This is a genomic window from Vicinamibacterales bacterium (genome assembly GCA_035699745.1).
GTDB lineage: Bacteria > Acidobacteriota > Vicinamibacteria > Vicinamibacterales > 2-12-FULL-66-21 > JAICSD01.
The window spans coordinates 143426-161032 of sequence record DASSPH010000072.1; the positions used below are offsets into that span (position 1 = coordinate 143426).

Annotated in this window: 11 protein-coding genes; 7 read left to right on the forward strand and 4 right to left on the reverse strand. The window is 68.2% G+C overall.

Going from position 1 to position 17607, the window contains the following annotated elements:
• Positions 1-29: 29 nt before the first annotated feature.
• Together VFK57_18100 and VFK57_18105 are read right to left on the reverse strand one after the other, a co-directional pair.
• Positions 30-1331: an amidohydrolase family protein gene (locus VFK57_18100; protein HET7697633.1), complete on the reverse strand. Its 1302-nt coding sequence runs from the start codon at positions 1329-1331 to the stop codon at positions 30-32.
• Between the two features lie 9 nt (positions 1332-1340).
• A complete protein-coding gene (locus VFK57_18105) occupies positions 1341-2213 on the reverse strand; it encodes a GNAT family N-acetyltransferase (GenBank protein HET7697634.1) in 873 nt (290 codons plus the stop codon).
• A gap of 105 nt (positions 2214-2318) precedes the next feature.
• Between VFK57_18105 and VFK57_18110 the strand changes: the two genes are divergently transcribed.
• Genes VFK57_18110 through VFK57_18120 form a run of 3 tightly spaced genes read left to right on the forward strand, consistent with a single transcriptional unit; the run spans position 2319 to position 7750 of the window.
• Positions 2319-5525 (forward strand): DUF1553 domain-containing protein, encoded by a 3207-nt coding sequence (locus VFK57_18110; GenBank protein ID HET7697635.1) that lies wholly within the window; start codon positions 2319-2321, stop codon positions 5523-5525.
• Positions 5522-6967, forward strand: coding sequence for a DUF1501 domain-containing protein (locus VFK57_18115; protein HET7697636.1), 1446 nt, complete (start codon positions 5522-5524; stop codon positions 6965-6967). Before VFK57_18110 ends, VFK57_18115 begins: the two co-directional genes overlap by 4 nt.
• A gap of 45 nt (positions 6968-7012) precedes the next feature.
• Positions 7013-7750 (forward strand): sulfite exporter TauE/SafE family protein, encoded by a 738-nt coding sequence (locus VFK57_18120; GenBank protein ID HET7697637.1) that lies wholly within the window; start codon positions 7013-7015, stop codon positions 7748-7750.
• Between the two features lie 74 nt (positions 7751-7824).
• On the opposite strand, the gene VFK57_18125 is transcribed toward VFK57_18120, so the two are convergent.
• A complete protein-coding gene (locus VFK57_18125; GenBank protein HET7697638.1) occupies positions 7825-9813 on the reverse strand; it encodes a hypothetical protein in 1989 nt (662 codons plus the stop codon).
• Positions 9814-9937: 124 nt separating this feature from the next.
• Here VFK57_18125 and VFK57_18130 point away from each other — a divergent pair, with 124 nt between their 5' ends.
• The 4 genes from VFK57_18130 (at position 9938) to VFK57_18145 (ending at position 14696) form a co-directional block, all read left to right on the forward strand.
• Entirely contained in the window at positions 9938-10771 is an 834-nt protein-coding gene (locus VFK57_18130; GenBank protein ID HET7697639.1) for a hypothetical protein, read from the forward strand.
• A gap of 59 nt (positions 10772-10830) precedes the next feature.
• On the forward strand, positions 10831-11418 hold the full coding sequence (locus VFK57_18135; protein HET7697640.1) for an ECF-type sigma factor: 588 nt from the start codon (positions 10831-10833) through the stop codon (positions 11416-11418).
• The gene (locus tag VFK57_18140; protein ID HET7697641.1) at positions 11415-13916 is read left to right on the forward strand and encodes a serine/threonine-protein kinase; all 2502 of its coding nucleotides are present in this window, start codon (positions 11415-11417) and stop codon (positions 13914-13916) included. The genes VFK57_18135 and VFK57_18140 overlap by 4 nt, the downstream gene beginning before the upstream one ends.
• A gap of 189 nt (positions 13917-14105) precedes the next feature.
• Positions 14106-14696, forward strand: a complete 591-nt coding sequence (locus VFK57_18145) for an FISUMP domain-containing protein (GenBank protein ID HET7697642.1) — start codon at positions 14106-14108, stop codon at positions 14694-14696.
• 28 nt (positions 14697-14724) lie between these two features.
• Here the strand turns inward: VFK57_18145 and VFK57_18150 are convergent, their stop codons facing one another.
• Positions 14725-17403 (reverse strand): protein kinase, encoded by a 2679-nt coding sequence (locus VFK57_18150; GenBank protein ID HET7697643.1) that lies wholly within the window; start codon positions 17401-17403, stop codon positions 14725-14727.
• Between the last annotated feature and the right edge of the window lie 204 nt (positions 17404-17607).

Here is a 17607-nt window from a genome sequence, read left to right on the forward strand (position 1 = left end):
AGGCGGGCCGGCTCGGCGCCTGCGCGACTCTAGTACTGTCGATACTTCGCAGTGTCGATCCACCGGCCTGCGACCATCACCCGGTCGACACTGCGGATGGCGGTGACGTCCCGGTCGGGTTGCCCGCGCAGGACGACGAGGTCGGCGTAGAACCCGGCGCGCAGGCTGCCGATCTCCTGATCGCGGTAGAGGAAGGCCGCGGCGGTGGAGGTCGCGGCGGAGATCGCGTCGAGCGGCGAGAATCCGCTCTCGACCAGCAGCTCCATTTCCCGCCACGGCGCTTCGCCGCGCGCGGCAAACGGCACCTCGGTGTGACCGCCAACGACGACCCGCGCGCCTGCCTGTGCCGCGCGGTGCGTGAGCTGTTTCATCCTGGCGAAGCCGGCGACGTAGATCGGCGTGAGATCCGGCTTGGCATCACCCCGCGGGCCTGGTCGACGCTCGAACACGGCAAGCGTCGCATCGAGAAACGGTTTCCGTTCGCGAAGTACCTCGTAGAGCGCTCGCGCGCCGGGTCCGTCCAGGTCGGCGCCCGCGAAGATGCGGTAGCGTCCATCGCGCCGGGCGTCGTTGTCCTTCAGGACCGCTTGCCGGTAGGCCTCCGCCTCGCGGCGCGGAAGCAGGCTGATGCCAAACGACGTGATGTGCTCGATGCCGTGCAGTCCGGCGGCAATCAACTCGCGCGCGTCGAGCAGCTCCAGGTGAGCGGTGCAAGGAATGCGGCGGGCGTCGCAGACGTCGATCACCGCTTTCGCGGCGGCGAACGGCAGCCGGTAGTAGATCTTCAGCGCGGTCGCGCCGCGTCTCACCGACTCTTCCGCGTGCCGCCGCGCCTCCTCCGCATCGCGCGCCACCACCGCGTCGGCCGGGTAGGCGGGCCCTTCGCCGTCGATGTGCGGTCCGGTGGTGAAGATGCGCGGCCCGGCGATGCCGTCCGCCGCCATCATGCGGCGCAGCTCCGCGAAGGCCTCGTCCCACTGGCCCGGATCGCGAAACGCCGTCACGCCATGACTGAGCTGCCGCAGCGCCAGCTTCGGATCCTTCTCGATGTGAAAGTGTGAATCGATCAGACCGGGGATGACGGTGCGCCCCGCGAGATCGACCCTCTCGGCGTCTGCCGGCGCCGCCGTCGTCGAGGACGGCCCGGCGCGAAGGATGCGATCGCCGGCGATGACGATGCGGCCGTTCTCGACCGGCGGGCCGCCGCTGCCATCGACGATGCGCACGTTCTCGAGTGCCAGCGGACGCGTCTGTTCCGTCGCGCCCATCCGGGCCCAGAGAAACGCCGCGACGCCGGCGCAGGCGATGATCCGTTGAAGCGATGGGTTCATGTGTCGTCCTCAGCCGAACTCGGGACCGAGAATCGCGTGCTCCTGTTCATCGTGACCGGTCCAGGCGCCTCGAGTCCCGGCTCGGCACATGCGAAACAGCGGGCGCGCGCCGTCGAACCCCCGGCTGCGGAGCCATGCGGCGAAACCGGCATGGCGATCGAACGCATCGACGACGACCCCGCGTCCGTGCGCCGCGGCCAGCGACGCGCTGACGAGCGCCCGCGCGCTCGCATCGTCACCCACCACCGGCCCGATCTGATCGAACAGGCGTCCGGTGCGCCCAAAACAGTAGTGTGCGCCAGCCGTGGTGTCGATCGCATGTGCGTAGTGCGGCGCGCCGTCGAGCAGCCACTCGAGAAGAGGGCGTCGCGTCGCGCCAAAGACGCGCTGGTCCTGCGCGAAGACGGCCGTCAGGTCGGCGGGTCCGAGCCTGCGAACCTGATGCGCCGCCCCGTGCGACGGCGGGTCCGCGGCCGGACGCGAGGCATCGGCCACATGACGCGTGAGCCGGCTCTCGTCTTCGAAGCCGTGGCGCCGATACAGCGGCCGGCCGAGCGGTGTCGCGTCCAACCGGATCGGCACGTCCGGCGGCACGGCCGCCATCGCGGCGCGCAGCAGCCGGGCGCCGATGCCGCGGCCGCGCCACGCCGGGTCCACGAGCATCATGGCGATCCAGCCGAACCTGCCGTAATCGATTCCGATCGCGGTGCCGACGATCGTACCGCCGGCGACGGCCGCGAACGCGCCCGCCGGCGCGAGCTGCAGCAGCATGCGCCAGTCGGCGATCCGCTGATTCCACCCGGCGGCCGCGCTCAGACCCATGGCGGCGTCCAGATCGGCCGCGGTCAATACCCGGATGACCGGATCCTTCGCGTCCATCATGCGCAGGTCAGCATACCCGTGGCGCTGCCGGCATTGCGCCGATGCCGTCGCAGGAAGCCGGATGCCGGCCGGAAGGGTGATCCTGTGGCAATATGACGGCTCCAGATGCCCCGCCACGTTCGCGCGTCCGTTCTCGCGACTGCCTGTGCCGCGGTCATCGTGAGCGTGACCGTCGCCGGGTCGCCGGCGCAGGACCAGGGCCGCCCGCCGGTCAGTTTCACCCGGGAAGTCCTCCCGATCCTCTCCAACAACTGTTTTGCCTGCCACGGCCCCGACGAGCAGCAGCGCAAGACGAAGTTCCACTTCGACACCCGTGAGGGCGCCTTTGCCAAGCGCGGCGTGATCGAGCCCGGCAACGCCGCCGGGAGCCTGCTCATCGAGATGGTCACCCATCCCGATCCGAAGCAGCGGATGCCGCCGCCCGAGTCGGGGCACACGCTGACGGATGCGCAGATCTCGGTGCTGCGCCGATGGATCGACGCGGGCGCCCCGTGGGACACGCATTGGGCCTACGTTCCGGCCGCGCGCCCGGATCCGCCGCCGACCAGGCGGGCCGGATGGACGCGCACTCCGATCGATCAGTTCATCCTCGCGCGGCTCGAGCGCGAGGGGCTCCAGCCGTCGCCCGAAGCGGACAAGGAAACGCTGCTGCGGCGCGTCACCTACGACCTGACCGGACTGCCGCCCACGCCGGCCGAGATCGACGCGTTCCTGGCCGACAAGGCGCCGGACGCGTACGAGAGGCGGGTCGACGCGCTGCTGCAATCGCCCCATTACGGCGAGCGGCTGGCGACGGGGTGGCTGGACGCGGCGCGCTACGCCGACACCCACGGGTACCACATCGACACCCCTCGCGAGATGTGGCCGTGGCGCGACTGGGTGATTGGCGCGTTCACCCGCAACCTGCCCTTCGACCAGTTTGTCGTCGAGCAGATCGCCGGAGATCTGATCCCCAACGCGACGCGCGATCAGAAGGTGGCGTCGGGCTTCAACCGCAACCACATGATCAACTTCGAAGGGGGCGCGATCGCCGAGGAATACCGGGTCGAGTACGTCGTCGATCGTGTCGAAGCGACGTCGAGCGCCTTCATGGGTTTGACGATGGGGTGCGCGCGGTGTCATTCGCACAAGTACGACCCCATCACCCACAAGGAGTTCTATCAGTTCTTTGCCTTCTTCAACTCCGTGCCCGAGCGAGGGCTCGACGGCCGTCTCGGCAACGCGGCGCCGATTCTGCCGCTGCCCTCGCATGATCAGCAGGCCCGGCTCGACGAGCTCGATGCGGCCATCAAAACGAGAACCGATGCGCTCGCGGACGCCGTCGTCGATCCGCTGCAGCGCGAATGGGAGCAGGCGCTGCCGCCGCTGGTCCCGCGCGGCCTCGATCCCGGCCCGCTGAACAACGACGGGCTGCTCGCGCACTACGAGCTGGACGGAAGCTTCTCCGACATCTCGGGCCGCTTCCAGCACGGGCGGATGATCGCCGGTGACCCGACGTTCGACGGCGGCCGCATCGGGCGGGCGGTGTCGTTCGACGGAGATACCGAGGTCAGCTTCGGCGACGTCGGGCGGTTCGATCGGACCGACCGCTTCTCGATCGCGTTCTGGGTGAAGCCGCGCGGCAACCTGCCGATCAACGTGCTCCAGAAACTGAATGATGCCCGGCGCGGCTACGCGTGGCGCTTCGACGACATCCTGCTCGTCGGGATTCAGCGGTGGGCCGGGCGCCTGACGGTCACGCTCGCCTCCGACTCCCCCGCCGGCGCGATCCAGATCAAGACGCGCGAGCGATACAGGTTCGGCGACTGGCATCACGTGGCCCTGACCTACGACGGATCGGGCAAGGCGGCAGGGGCACGCCTCTACGTGAACGGCGATCGGGCGGACGTCGAGATCGCCCGCGACACACTGGCGGGACCGATTGCCGCCGATGCTCCGCTGACGATCGGCCGCCGGAGCCTGGGCCCGCCGTTTCTCGGGCAGATCGACGACCTGCGGGTCTACGGCCGCGTGCTCGAGCCCGCGCAGATCGCCAATCTCGCGATTCACTACCCGGCGCGCGTCATCATCTCCGGCGTGTTCGGCAAGCGCTCGGCGGCGGAGGCCGCGGAGGTCCGCGAGTACTTCCTGACACATGCCGCGCCGGAGGCGCTCCGCAAGGCGCAGGCCGAGCTCAAAGCGCTGAACGAGGAGAAGGAGGACTTCGAGAAGACCGTTCCGACCGCGATGGTCATGGCCGACATGGAGAAGCCGCGCGACACCTTCGTGCTCGCGCGCGGCGACTATCGCAACCAGACCGAGAAGGTGCAGCCCGGGGTGCCGGCGATGCTGCCGCCGCTGCCGAAGGATGCCCCGCTCGACCGCCTCACGCTCGCGCGGTGGCTCGTCGATCCGAACCATCCGCTGACCGCGCGCGTCGCGGTGAACCGCTTCTGGCAGATGTACTTCGGCACCGGCATCGTCAAGACGCAGGAAGACTTCGGCGTCCAGGGGGAGCCGCCGGTCCACCCCGAGCTGCTCGACTGGCTGGCCACTGAATTCGTGCGTACGGGCTGGGACGTTCGAGCGATGCAGCGCGCGATCGTGACGTCGGCGACCTACCGTCAATCTTCCATCATCACGCCGTCCCTGCGTGAGCGGGATCCGGAGAACCGGCTCCTGGCGCGCGGGCCGCGGTACCGGTTCCAGGCGGAAACGATTCGCGACACCGCGCTGGCGGCCAGCGGGCTGCTCAACCGGCAGATCGGCGGCCCGAGCGTGCGTCCGTACCAGCCGAATGGACTCTGGGAGGAGATGGCGTTCGGCGAAGGCTACTCCGGCCAGTCGTACGAGCAGAGCAGCGGCAAGGATCTCTACCGCCGCGGCATGTATACGTTGTGGAAGCGGACCGTTCCACCCGCGTCACTCGCGATCTTCGACGCGCCCGATCGGGAGAAATGCGCCGCCCGCCGCGCCCTGACGAATACGCCGCTGCAGGCGCTGACGCTGATGAACGACCCGACCTACGTCGAGGCGGCGCGCGCCCTGGCGCAGCGCGCGCTGCTCGAAGGCGGCAAGAACGACAAGAGCCGCGTCATCTACGCGTTCCGGCTCGCGACGGCGCGTAAGCCCACGGGCAAGGAAGTCGGCGTCCTGCGCGATCTGCTCGAGGGACGGCGGAAGTCGTTCGCCGCCGACCGCCGATCGGCCGTGCGGCTCGTCGACGTCGGCGAATCGGGGCGCGACAGCCGGCTCGACGCGGTGGAACTGGCGGCGTGGACGACGGTGGCGAGCGTGATTCTCAACCTGGACGAGACCATCACCAAGCAATGAACGAATTCGATCTTCATCTGACGCGGCGCCAGTTGTTCGGGCTCACCGCGCGCGGTATCGGCGCCGCCGCGCTCGGCGCGCTGATGCGCGACGACCTGTTTTCGCCCGCCTTCGCCGCAGGCTTCGGCGAGGCAGGCCAGATCCCGCACTTCGCGCCGAAGGCGAAGCGGGTCATCTTCCTCCACCAGTCCGGCGGCCCGTCGCAGCTCGAGACCTTCGACTACAAGCCGGCGCTGGCGAAGTTCCACGGCACGCAGATCCCCGACTCCGTTCGTCAAGGGCAGCGCGTCGCGCAGACGATGGGACAGTCGGCGCTGCTGGTGACCAGGCCGCAGTTCGCGTTCAGCCGGCATGGCCAGTCCGGAACCTGGGTCAACGAGCTGCTGCCGCATACGGCGAAGATCGTCGACGACATCACGGTCATCAAGACGATGACCACGGAGGCGATCAACCACGATCCCGCGATCACGTTCATCCAGACCGGATTCCAGCAGCCGGGCCGGCCGAGCATGGGGGCGTGGCTCAGTTACGGCCTGGGCAGCGAGAACCAGAATCTCCCGGGTTTCGTCGTGCTGTTGTCGCAGGCCAACGCGCTCACCGCCGACCAGCCGCTGTTCTCGCGCCTGTGGGGCAGCGGGTTCCTGCCGTCGGCGCATCAGGGGGTCCGGTTCCGCGCCGGCGCCGCGCCGGTGCTCTATCTCGACGATCCCCCCGGCGTCAGCAAGCCCACGCGGCGGGCGATGCTCGACGCCGTCAGGAAGCTGAATGCGATGAAGCAGAAGGCGTACGGCGATCCCGAGATCGAAACGCGGATCGCGCAGTACGAGATGGCCTACCGGATGCAGACCTCGGTGCCGGAGCTGATGGACCTGTCGAAGGAACCGGACTCGGTCTTCGAGCTGTATGGGCCGGACTCGCGCAAGCCGGGCACGTACGCCGCGAACTGCCTGATGGCGCGGCGGCTGGCGGAGCGGAACGTCCGCTTCATCCAGCTCTATCATCGCGGGTGGGATCAGCACTTCAACCTTCCGCGCGACATGGCGCTGCAGTGCAAGGGCACCGATCAGGCGAGCGCGGCGCTGGTGACGGATCTCAAGCAGCGCGGACTGCTCGACGACACGCTCGTCGTCTGGGGCGGCGAGTTCGGCCGCACCGTGTTCTGCCAGGGGAAGCTGATGGACACGAACTACGGCCGCGATCATCACCCGCGCAACTTCTGCATGTGGGTGGCGGGCGGCGGCACCACGCGCGGCGCCGTGCTCGGCGAGACCGACGACTTCAGCTACAACGTGGTGTCGGATCCGGTGTCGGTACACGACCTCCAGGCCACGATCCTGCACCTGATGGGGATCGATCACACGCGGCTGACCTACCGCTTCCAGGGTCGCGACTTCCGCCTCACCGACGTGCACGGCGAGGTCGCGAAGAAGCTGCTGGCCTGACAGGAACCCGGAAAATCGCTGCACGCCCGCCGCACGACGCTACAGATGTCGATTGGCGAATGGATCCTCGCGTTCTTGGCCGCCCTGGGCGTGGGCATCGGGAAAGCGGGGCTCTCCGGGATGGGCCTGTTCCACGTCCTGATCTTCGCTTTTCTCTTCGGCGCGCGTGCATCCACCGGAGTGGTCCTGCCGCTCCTGCTCGTCGGCGATGTGACCGCAGTCCGCAGCTTTCATGCGCACGCGCGATGGACCTACGTGCGCCGCATGCTGCCGCCGGCATGCCTCGGTGTCGTGCTGGCCGCATGGCGCATGCGGGAGCTGGACGAGACGTTGTACCGGCCCCTCATCGGGTGGATCACCCTGATTCTGTCGATTCTGCAGTTCGCGCGGATGTACCGGCCCGACTGGTTCGGCAACGTGCCGCACGCGCGATGGTTCGCCTGGACGATGGGCATCCTCGCCGGGGCGGCGACGATGCTGGCGAACGCGGCAGGGCCGGTATTCGCGGTCTACCTCGTCGCCGTCGGTCTGCCGAAGATGGAGTTCGTCGGCACGAGCGCGTGGTTCTTTTTCATCATCAACCTGTTCAAGGTGCCGTTCAGTGTCGCGCTCGGACTGATTCGCGGTCCGACCCTGATGTTGAACGTGATCCTGGCGCCAGCAGTGCTGGCCGGCGTCCTCGCCGGGCGCTGGCTGCTCGAGCGGATCCCGCAACGCGTGTTCGAGCACCTGCTGCTCGCATTTGCCGTGCTCTCGGCGATCAAGCTGATGGGCGCCTTCTGAAAGACCGGCGCGGGCAGCTCGAACGCCTGGTTCGTCACGCTGGTCGTGGTGTGGCGAGAGGTTCGCCTGCGCCGCTAGCGCTTCCCCTCCCTGAAATCGAAGCGCCCCGTCGGGTGCCACTTGATCACCGCGCGCTCGGAACACAGGAACTCGAGTTCCCCTTTCTGATTGACTGAGACCGTCGCGGAGCTGCGGTGGTGGCACGACTCGTTGTTCTGCGACTGGCGTGCCGTCTGGATGTGGACCAGGCGCGGCTTGTCAGGGGAACCCTCGAGCCGGGAGAGCCGCCAGTAGCCGTTTCCCTTGAGAGCGTATTCGCCGGTGGTGTGAATGGTATAGATGTGGCCGGTCCCGCATTCGGTGATGGCCGAGAGATTCTCCGAGTAGGCGCGAGGGCTGTCCGGTCTGGCACTCACACCGTCGTGCGTCCACTCGCCGAGGAAGACCATCTGCGGCGTGGCGGCGAAGGCGTTGGGGAGCATCTGATAGACCCGCGTGTAGCGCGGCCGTTCGTTGTCCTCGCGCGCAGCTTTGGTCGCGCCTTCGCGAAACCCGCCGCCCGGCGCGGTCACGATCAGCAAGGTCGAACCGTCCGCGAGCTTGGCCAGTCCGACGCCGCCGCCACCGCCCTGCAGCCCCCGGCCATCGTCTCCGGGGTCGATGCTGCGGTTGACGTCCGACTTCGGCACGGTGAATCGGTCGTCCTGATCTTTGCCGGCCGAGCTGACGCGGAAGCGGCGCAGGTCATCACCCTCGGCCACGAACACGCCATCCCCCAGCACCGCGACGCCGCTTGGGTGATCGTGCTCGGACCTGTAGATCGAATGGAGCCTGTTCGCGCCGCCGTCGCGCTCGACGAAGAAGATCGATCCGGTGCTCTTGTGACTGTGGCTCCCCGCATAGGGAATCCGGCTCGAGTTCGTGCGCACGAACGTCTGAATATGCTTCGACACGATACCCGCCTGGCCGCCCTCGCCGTATGGACTGAACACGACTTCCGGTTTCAGTTCATCGGGCGGATAGCGGTCGTTTCCTCTGAAGCTCCACGATCGGTCGTCCCAGCCGATCCAGGGACGATGGCCGGTTTCGAAGGCGAGCTTGAACTGCGTCGCGACATCGGCTGCGCACGTGTTGCAGTCGGGATCGCCGTACGAGCAGGTCGTGTCGCCGCGCAGTGTCCTCAGCCCCGCGGTCCCGGCCCGGGTACCGACGCGGATCGGCGGCGCGGAGGGCATGCCAACGGCCAGGCCGGTCAGCGTATGCGTGGCTTGGAGTCGCTTCCAGCGCGCCGCAAGCTGCGCGGCGTCGAGCGGTACGAACGACGTCGTGCTGGTGCTTGCGACCAGGGGTCCGGCGGCGGACGAGTCCCGCCAGACGCCGAGAAAACTCCACTGCCCGCCCGACTGGAACATGTCGAAATCGATCAGCTCCTGCGTCCTGTCCAGCGACTCCTTCATCCTGGCGAACTCCCTCCAGTCGTCCATCAGGTACAGAGCGCCGTTGCCCCGGCCCGGCCGCCAGACGCCGACGTACTTGCGCGTGCCGCCATCCATGTATGTCTCGACGTCGGCCAGGTAGGCGCGCGACGCGAACTCCTTTCGCTTCGCCAGCAGCTCCTGCCAGGTGAGTCCCGCGAGCAGGCCGCCGTCGCCGCCGCCGCCCTGCTTGTGTCTGAACACGCCGAGGTACATCACCGTGCCGTCGCTCTCGTAGACCTCGAGATCGATCAGGTCCTGCGCATCCTTCCATTCCGTGAACTTCCTGGCGAAGTCGGCCCAGGGTGATGCCCACAGCGCCCCATTGCCGCGGCCGATGCGCCACAGGGCGGCGTAGCGCCGCTGCCCGTTCACCTCGTAGACCTCGACGTCGGCGAGGTACTGATTTCCCGCGCCGAGCTCTTTCCAGCGTGCGACCAGACCATCCCAGCTCAAGTCGTAGAACAGGCCGCCCGTTCCACCCGCTTCCTTCTCGGACCAGAACCCGGCGAAGGCCGGCTGCTGCCGCGCTGACGGACTCTGGGCGAGTGACCAGGCGATGAGGACGCAGATCGTGATTCGGCGCATCGAGACCCCTCTCGCTCGCAATAGTCGAAAACGCCCGGGACATCCCGCCACCTGACGTCGGCCCCACCCGAGTGGCGGGCGTGCCGCGGCGTTTCCGACTTTGGAGTGCAGGAGTGGAATCACCATGACCCTGCGTTTCATCGCGGCGTTCCTCGTCTGCGTCTGCCTGTCGGCACGTCCGCTCGCGGCGGCCGGCCTCTCGAACGACATGCCGGCTACGCCGATGCCGGATTTCAAGGGCTGCTCGTCATCACAGATCGCGTTCCTCAAGGACGCCTGGCGACTCGCCCACGTCTATACCTGGCGCGGCGCCCGGCTGCTCGACTACATCCGGTCGCGGCCGGCCGGCGAGCGCGGCGACCTCTGGCGGATGGATCACGTCGCCGGGTCGAGCACGGCTCCGTCTCCGCGCACCTGGTTTGGACCCTACGACTCCGAGCGTGCCGACAAGGCGCGTGCGGCGCTGGAGAAGGCGCTGGCGCGATTCGAGGAACGAGGGCAGGTCGTCACCCGCATCGGCACCATCCGCTGCGGCCGGCCGATCGCCCCCGCCGCCGACGTGAATGTCGACAAGTGTCCGTCGAGCAATCCCGGCGGCAGCGGGGCGCCGAGCGCCTACCACTTTCCAATCGGCACCGTCGTCACCTGTGAGGAGTTCTGGAACAACCTCAATGGCGATCGAGAGGCAGCGCTGTCGCTGTCGGCCAAGATCCTGGTGCACGAGGTGTTTCACTGGCTCTCGGTGAACGGCAAGTACGTGACCGACTACCACGGGGACGGCGTCCAGGGGATGCCGGACCAGAAGTACTACGGGGACGCGAACGCGCTGATGCTCGCGGAGCAGAAACCGGGCTGGGCCGTCTACAACAACGACAATTACGCGAGATTCGTCCGACGTGTCGGGCAGTCATGGAACACGCTCGTCGCGCGGTGGAAGCCGCTCGGCGGGACGGAGTAGACTCGGCCAGCGTTGCCGGCGCGTGCGCTCCTGCGCCGGGCGCCCGGCGGAGGGCTGGCGTGGACGGCACCGAAAGGGTCGGCGAGATCACGGCGTTGCTCCAGCGGCACCATGCCGGTGACCGCCAGGCGTATGACGATCTGCTGTCGCTCGTGTACGACCATCTGCGCGCGATCGCGCGCGGCCAGCTGTCACGCGGCTGGCCCTCCACGACGCTGACGCCGACCGCGCTGGTGCACGAGATTTACGTGCAGTTGGCCGGCGAGACCGGCATCGATTGGCAGCACCGGGCGCACTTCTTCGCGATCTCGGCGCGGGCGATGCGGCGCGTCCTGGTCGATCACGCGCGGGAGCGCTTCGCGCAGAAGCGCGCCGGACGCCGTCCGCACCTGCCGCTCGACGAGATCCAGATCGGCGTCGACACACAAGCGGACCTGATCGTCGCCGTGGACGAGGCGCTCGCGGCGCTCGAACAGTTCAACGCCCGGCTCGCGCGCGTCGTCGAATGCCGCTACTTCGCCGGGTTGACGGAAGAGGAAACCGCGAGCGCGCTCGGATCGTCGCTGCGCACCGTGCAGCGTGACTGGATGCGCGCCCGCGCCTGGCTGTTGAAAGCGCTCAGCACCGAACCGTCTGGTCTGCCATGAACGAGAGCCGCTGGTCGTACCTCGACGCGCTGTTCGACGAGGCGCTGGCGCTGCCGCCGGAATCGCGTCGTTCCTTCCTCGACCTGCGCTGCGCCGGCGATCCGGCATCTCGCCGCGAGCTGGAGGAGTTGCTCCGTCTGGCAACGGAGCCGTCGTCGCTGCTGCAGCCCGGCACGGTGGCGCCGGCATTCCTGCGCGACGCCCTGGCGCGGGTGGAGCCGGCGGCGTCGGGCCCGCTCGCGGCCGCCGAGAAGGTCGGAGTCTGGCGCGTCCTGCACGAGATCGGCCGCGGTGGAATGGGGACGGTCTACCTGGCCGAACGCGATGATGGGGAGTTTCAGCAGCAGGGCGCGCTCAAACTCGTCCACGCGTCGGTGGCGCCCGAGGAGATCGCGCAGCGGCTGCGGCGCGAGCGGCGGATCCTCGCGTCGCTGACGCACGCGAACATCGCGCGCCTGCTCGACGGCGGGCAGACCCGCGACGGCCGGCCCTTCCTGGTGATGGAGTACGTCGACGGACGCCGCATCGACAGGTATTGCGACGAGGAGCGCCTGGGGATCGAGCAGCGGCTGGATCTCTTTGGCCGCGTCTGCGCCGGGGTCCAGCACGCGCACCGCAACCTGGTCGTGCATCGCGACATCAAGCCGTCCAACATCATCGTCACGCGCGACGGAGAAGTGAAGCTCCTCGATTTCGGGATCGCTCGACTGCTCGCTGCCGCGGATCGGCTCGACGATCCGATGACCCAGCCGGTGATGCGGATCCTCACGCCCGAGTACGCCAGCCCGGAGCAGGTGCGCGGCGAGGCGGTTGCGATTGCGTCCGACGTCTATCAGCTCGGGCTCCTGCTCTACGAGCTGCTGACCGGCCGCAAGGCGCAGACCATCAGCGGCACGTCGCAGGCGGAAATGGAGCAGGCGGTCTGCGCGGCGCAGCCGCCGCGGCCCAGCAGCCGGGTGGCGGGCGATCAGCAGGCCGCGCAGGCTCGCGGCGTCACCGCGACGACGCTCGTGCGCCGCCTGTCCGGGGATCTCGACACGATCGTTCTTTACGCGCTGCGCAAGGAGCCGGACCGGCGGTACGCATCGGTCGACGAGTTGGTCGGTGACGTCGAGCGGTTCCGTCTGGGACTGCCCATCCGGGCGCACGTCGACAGCTTCCGCTACCGCGTCCGCAAGTTCGTCGGCCGGCGGCGGGCGGCGCTCGCCTGGAGCGCGACGGCGATCGCGATCGCGGCGATCGCCCTGCCGGCGGTGATCGGCGAGCGGCTGCGCAGCGCGCGCGAGTCAGCACGAGCCGAGCAGATCGAAACCATTCTCGCGGACATGTTCGCGTTTGCCAGCCCGCGGGTGCTCGTGCCGCGGCCGACCGCGCGGCACTACGTGGACCACGCAGCGGCGCTCGTGCAGCGGGAGCTGCACGGGCAGCCGGCCAGTCAGGCGCGGCTGCTGTTCAAGATCGGAGACGTCTACAACGCGCTCGGCGAGTACGGCGCGGCGATCGAAGCCGTCACCGGTTCCCTCAAGCTGCGCCGCGATCTCTACGGGCCCGACAGCCTGCAGGCCGCCCATGCGCTCGCCACCCTCGGGCTCAGTCAACACTACGCAGGCCTCTACGACGAGGCCGAGGCCAGCTTTCAGGAGGCGCTGGCCGGCCTGCGCGCGCGCAGCGGCCCGACCGCACCCGATACCGTCGGCACGATGGTCGAGTTCGGCGACCTGTTGCACACGCGCGGACGGCTGATCGAGGCCGAGCAGATGCTGCGCGGCGCCGTCGGACCGCTGCGCACCTTCGTCCCCGGCGACGGAGACGACGCGTTGCCGCGCGCGATCATGTATCTCGCGAACGTCCTCCGCGATCGCGGCAGCTTCGCCGAGGGGGAGGCGCTGTACCGCGAGGCGATCGACGGCTTCGTCGGCGTACATGGCCGGCACAACCAGCAGGTCGCCGTGGCGCAATCCTACCTGGCGCGGCTGCTGGTGATGCGGTCGGACGTCACCGCAGCCGAGCCGCTGCTCGACGAAGCGCTGCGTGTGCTGCGCAACACCTACGACGGCAATCACCCGCTGGTCGGCACCGCGCTGCGGGAGCTCGGATATCTGCGGATCGAGCAGGGCCGCTTCGCCGACGCGGCCTCGGTGCTCGACGAGTCGATCCGCATTCATCAGCGGCTGCTCGGATCGCACCACTCGCTGGTGCCGCGCACGCGCGCGCACCAGGCGGAGCTGGCGCGCCGGCGCGGCGCGACGCGCGAGGCGGTGGCGGTGGCCCGCGAGACCGTCGGCGAGTTCGCACGCATCGGCCTGTCGGATCACCCGTCGGCGCTCGATGTGCGCGCCACGCTCGGCGAGGCCCTCGTCGCCATGGGCGATCGTCCGGCAGGCGTGCGCGAGCTTCGTCAGGCGCTGCTGGCCGCGCAGCGGCAGTTCGTTGCCGGCGATCGCCGCATCGCGCGGCTGCGCGATGCGCTCACCCGGGCGCAGCCCGCCGAACGGTAACTCTCAGCGGGCCGGGTGAGCGTCACCGCTTGCACCGGGAGTGGCGCACAGGGGACATCGCCGCCTCTCGCGGGTCTCCCGTGCGTCAACGCGCATCTTCGGCGCGAGTACACGGATCGATCGTGTTAGGCTGCGTCCGTCAGGCGACGTCAGGTGTGCGCTGACGAGGGAAACATGACGACTGGTCGAATGCCTGCCGCGGCAATCGCGCTGAGTATTGCGTTCGGATTGGTTGGCGGCGCCGGCCCGACGCAACCTTCACCGAAAGACCAGACCCCCTCCGGCACGATCGCTGCCAAACGGATGGCGGACGGCAAGGAGTGGACGACCGCCAACCTCAACGTCAACACGTCGTCATCCTATTGTTACGGCGACGCGGAACCGAACTGCGGTCGATATGGCCGCTTGTATACCTGGGAGTCCGCGCAGCGCGCGTGTCAGTCGCTGGGCGATGGATGGCGGTTGCCGACCGACGCCGAATGGCGTCAGATGGCGACGCACTATGGTGGACTGGGGAACGATGCGCCTGAAAAAGGCAAAGCGGCCTACACGGCACTCCTGAGCGGAGGGACGTCAGGCTTCAATGCCGTCCTGGGTGGCAATCGCTCCATCGACGGACAGTACGACCGGCTGGAAGCACACGGAATCTACTGGACGGCGTCCGAAAACGATTCGACCACCGCTCCGCTCTATAACTTCGGCAAGGGCAGTCAAGCGCTCTTTCGCGGGCCCCAGGGCCAGAAGCGGATGGCGGTGTCCGTGCGTTGCGTCCGCGAGTGACCGTCGCGTCAGCGGCCTGGAACTCGCGTCACTGCTTCAGCAACGCGGGCCAGTTCAGGATCAGGCTGATCGAGGCGGGAGCTGCGCGCTGCACTTTCGGAACAGTCGTCAGGAACCGTCCATCCGCCGTTACGTCCCAGCCGCCCCCGCCGCTGGACGGGAACAGCCGCTGCGGGATCCCGCTCTCGAAGTCCGTGCCCTTCGCATTCACGGATACGGCCATGACGGGAGTGCCGGCAAGCCACGGCAGCCCGGCACTGAAGAGGATTTCTCGATCCCCGCGCCACACCGGCCAGTTGCCGCCGCCTCTGGACACCTGCCACTTTCCCTTACCCAAGGCCGGCGTGCCGGAATCCGAAACGGTGAAAGGGCGCACGAAGATCTCTCCACCACCGGTTTCCATCGACACGTAGACGATCCAGCGCCCGTCAGGCGAGAACTGTGCACCCCACTCATTGAAGGTTTCGCCCAGCAACAGGACTGGTTTCCGCTCGCCCTCGAGAGGCAGGACCCACACGTCATAGCCGGTGTTCGGCGCGTTCTGGGTGTGATAGAGCAGGAAACGGCCGTCGCGCGACCAGCCCGTCACGAAATGCCGCGTCCCGGCTTCTTTGAACAGTTGGATCTCGTCGGCGGTCCCGGACGAGGCCTTTACGTACAAGGTGTCCCCGAGGTTCCCGCCGGCGTACGCGATGCGTGTGCCGTCGGAGGACCACACTCCCGGCGAGTAGTTGTTGCGGCGGAACGTGAGACGTGTGCGTCGGCCGTCGGACAGGTCGATGGTCCACAGATCGCCTGGGACGTCATAGTCCGCGTCACGAACCACGGCGCGCTTCCCATCCGGGGACAGACGGATCGAGTCGTCCGCGCCTGGTGGTCCGACCGTACTCAGCGCTTTCCCTTGACGGTTGACCCACGTCAGCTGACTGCTTTCGACCGGTAGCGCGGTCGCATACGCCAGCGCGCCGCCGGACGAGACCGAGGACACTTGCGTGCCGTACCACGTGGTTTCGATTGCGTCGGCGATCGCCACCGGAGTACCCGCGAGTTGAAGCCGCTCACGGTCGAACGGCTGCGCCATGATCGTCGTGGCGCGCATGTAGAACAGGTGCCCGTTGGCGTAGTTCGCGGTCACCTGGGTGGCGAGAATCCGTGTCTGCGACTGCTCGGCGGGCTTGACGTCGAGAGACCCCGCGTAGATGCCGGCGACTTCCGGAGGTCCCGATCGGAAATATAGGAAACGTGTGCCGTCCTCCAGGAAGGTCGGCCAGGTGTGGTACCGCTCGCCCTTCGAGATATTGACCTCCGTCAGGGCCGTCGCGGTGCCGCCGTCCTGCGACACTCTCCATAAGGGCCCCCCGGCGCCGCCACCCCAGCTTCCGAAGATGATCACGCCGTCGCGGTTCCAGGATCCAGAGGCCACCGTACTGCCGGGAACGGTGCAAAGAGTTTCGGGCGGCCCGCCAGTCGTGTCGATTTTCTTCAGTTCGGCGCCAACCACGAAGGCGACGTATCGGCCGTCGGGCGACCAGAAAGGGTTCTGTCCGCCTTCGGTGCCCGGCAAGCGGCGCCATTCGAGCGATCCAAGATCCCGCACCCAGAGTCCACTGGGCGGCCCCGCCGTGATCATCACCTTGCGGCCGTCCGGAGACACCGACACGTAATCGCCGCGCGTCGTCCCTTCGGGGAGCGCGACGTCGACGCGGCTGGCTGGTTGGACCGCACCGGGCTGGAACAGCCACGCCGCAAGGGCGAGGGCGATCAGCGTCACGAGCGCGGCGATCGCCTGCCACAGCCGAAGGGATCGGACGCCGGTTCGCGACGGTCGCGGCGCATGTCCGAGCGGTTCGCGCAGCGCCTCGTCGATCTCGAGCCGTGCGTCGGACGCCGACGCCAGCCGTCGCTTGGGGTCTTTGTCGAGGCATCGGCGCAGCAGCCGCTGAATCGGCTCCGGAGTATTCGCGGGAAGCTTCGTCCAATCCGGCTCGTTCGTGAGAACGAGCGCGAGCGTCTCGCTGATGTCCTCGCCGCGGAAGAGGCGCGCGCCGGAGAGCATTTCGTAGAGGACGACGCCGAACGCCCAGATGTCGACGCGTCGATCCACCGCCTTGCCTCGCGCCTGTTCGGGGGCCATATACGCCGCGGTCCCCAGGATCACTCCCGCACGCGTCGCGTGCATGGTCAGCGTCGGTGAGTTCGTGTCGCTGCCGCTCTGCGATGCTGCGGGATCGAGCGCTTTGGCAAGACCGAAATCCAGGACCTTCACCGCACCGTCCGGCCGGACCTTGACGTTGGCCGGCTTCAGATCGCGGTGAATGATGCCCTGCTCGTGCGCGGCTTCGAGCGCTTCGGCGATCTGCCTGGCGATCGGCAATGCGTCGGGGATCGGGATGGGTCCCGCCAGGATGCTGTCGGCCAGCGTCGGCCCTTCGACGAGTTCCATCACCAGGGCCGGCACGCCGGCGGCGTCCTCGACGCCGTAGAGCGACGCGATGCTGGGATGGTTCAGCGAGGCGAGGATCTGTGCTTCACGCTCGAAGCGAGCGAGACGATCGGCGTCGATCGCCACATCGCGCGGAAGCACTTTGATCGCGACGTCGCGGCCGAGCCGGGTGTCCCGGGCGCGATACACATGGCCCATGCCACCCGCGCCGATCGCCGCAGTGATTTCGTAGGTGTGAATCCGGGTGCCGGGGGTCAACTCCATGCAGCGTCTCGCGGCATTATACGGACAAGCTGCACGTCGATTCAGTCTCGCGCTCGGGCCCGTCCACGGCCACACGCTGATGCTGCCTGCCGGAGCGGGTCCCGCAACCGATCGTCGAGCACCTCCTGCTCGCCTTTGCGGTCCTCGCGGGGATCGGCGTCGAGCACGACCTCGGGCATCCGCAGCGTCTCGATGTTGCCGCGT